The sequence below is a fragment of the Roseomonas sp. 18066 genome (assembly GCF_902706185.1).
Lineage (GTDB): Bacteria > Pseudomonadota > Alphaproteobacteria > Acetobacterales > Acetobacteraceae > Pseudoroseomonas.
Map to the genome: position 1 here is coordinate 1 of NZ_CACSJM010000325.1, position 1033 is coordinate 1033.

Consider the following 1033-nt stretch of genomic DNA (forward strand, 5'->3'; position numbering starts at 1 on the left):
CCCTGCCGCCGCCGCCCCTGGAATGGCGCGTCGAGCCGGGGCTGACCGATTATCCGGCAGCGCTCGGCGCCATGCAGGCGCGGGTGGCCGCGATCCGCGCCGGCACCGCGCCCGAGCAGGTCTGGCTGGTCGAGCACCCGCCGAGCTACACCGCCGGCACCTCGGCCGACGCGGCCGACCTGGTCGACCCGCGCTTCCCCGTCTACGAGGCCGGGCGCGGCGGGCAATGGACCTATCACGGCCCCGGCCAGCGCACCGCCTATGCCCTGCTGGACCTGCAGCGCCCGCATGGCGGCGTGCCGGCGCGCGACATCCGCGCCTATGTCATCGGGCTGGAGGAATGGATGATCCGCAGCCTGGCGCGCCTCGGCGTGCAAGGCGAGCGGCGGGAGGGCCGGGTCGGCATCTGGGTGGCCGGGGCCGATGGGCGCGAGAGCAAGATCGGCGCCATCGGCGTGCGGGTGACACGCTGGGTCAGCTGGCACGGCATCGCGCTGAACGTGGCGCCGGACCTGTCGCATTTCGCCGGCATCGTGCCCTGCGGCATCCGCCAGCACGGCGTGACCAGCCTGCAGGCCCTGGGCGTCGCCGCGACCATGGCCGAGGTCGATGCCGCGCTGCGCGCCTGCTGGATGGAAGTCTTCGGCTAGCCGGCGGGCCTCAGGCCCCCAGCACCAGCCAGCCGATCGAGGCCACGGCGACCCAGCTGACGGCCAGGGCGCCGAGCAGCCCGGCCCAGTTCATGTCGCGGCCCTCGCGGCGGCGCGCGGCGGCAGGCACGGGGGTCGGAACAAGGGAGGCGCTCATCTTGAACACTCCGCGTAAAAATGGGGCAGCTCGGTGACCGTAACGACACCTACGTCGCAATAATGATAAAAAGCGCGGATAAGTTGCCGAGCCCCCGGAATCTTCCGGGGCCGTGGTGGCCGGGCCACAGCCCCCTGCCGCGTTGCGACGCCAAAAACCTCGTGCGATCATCCTACCTGTCCAAGAAACAGGAGCTGCGCATGCCCCGCCCCGCTGCGTTCCCCAC

The 1033-nt window shown here is 72.1% G+C and carries 2 protein-coding genes; one reads left to right on the forward strand and one right to left on the reverse strand.

Features of this window, described 5'->3' with window-relative positions; all coding sequences use genetic code 11:
- Positions 1 to 2: 2 nt before the first annotated feature.
- The gene (gene lipB / locus GVN67_RS29040) at positions 3 to 650 is read left to right on the forward strand and encodes a lipoyl(octanoyl) transferase LipB (RefSeq protein ID WP_160000767.1); all 648 of its coding nucleotides are present in this window, start codon (positions 3 to 5) and stop codon (positions 648 to 650) included.
- A gap of 10 nt (positions 651 to 660) precedes the next feature.
- Here lipB and GVN67_RS29045 read toward each other — a convergent pair whose 3' ends face one another.
- Entirely contained in the window at positions 661 to 807 is a 147-nt protein-coding gene (locus GVN67_RS29045) for a hypothetical protein (protein WP_160000768.1), read from the reverse strand.
- Positions 808 to 1033 lie beyond the last annotated feature (226 nt).

Excerpts from the sequence above, each read along its gene's own strand:
- GVN67_RS29045 (WP_160000768.1), bottom strand. The coding sequence starts at position 807 with ATGAGCGCCTCCCTTGTTCCGACCCCCGTGCCTGCCGCCGCGCGCCGC.